This is a genomic window from Pseudomonas sp. HMSC066A08 (genome assembly GCF_001813025.1).
GTDB lineage: Bacteria > Pseudomonadota > Gammaproteobacteria > Pseudomonadales > Pseudomonadaceae > Pseudomonas > Pseudomonas aeruginosa.
In genome coordinates this window covers 1-353 of record NZ_KV811370.1, presented here as the reverse complement: position 1 = coordinate 353, position 353 = coordinate 1, and the positions used below count along the sequence as shown (strand labels likewise).

Here is a 353-nt window from a genome sequence, read left to right as displayed (position 1 = left end):
TTCCTGATCGAACCGGGCCTTGGCCGTTTCGTGTACCGCCTCGCTCGCCGGGCCGCTGGAAAGAGCACGGCCAAGTGGGCATTCAAGACCATCTACGAGCGCAGCGGTAGCACCGGCACATTCAAAGAGTTCTGCCGCATGATGCGCCGCATGATCGACGCCAACGACCTGCCCGAGTACGACTTGCGCGAGGAAGACGGTCAGAGCGGCCCGCTGCTACTTATCACGCGCCGCACCGACGCGATGGAGCTGGCCGCCAAGGACGAACCCGAGGCAGACGGCGACGAGCAGGAGAACGGCGAGAATGCGGCCGGTGTGTAATAGACGGAGAGTTGCCCGGAGAGCCGCGCCGG

The 353-nt window shown here is 64.9% G+C and carries 1 protein-coding gene; it reads left to right on the top strand.

The features are described from left to right. The coding region (locus tag HMPREF2886_RS28460; protein ID WP_177344467.1) for a replication initiator protein A at positions 1-321 on the top strand (321 nt) is incomplete at its 5' end. Positions 322-353 lie beyond the last annotated feature (32 nt).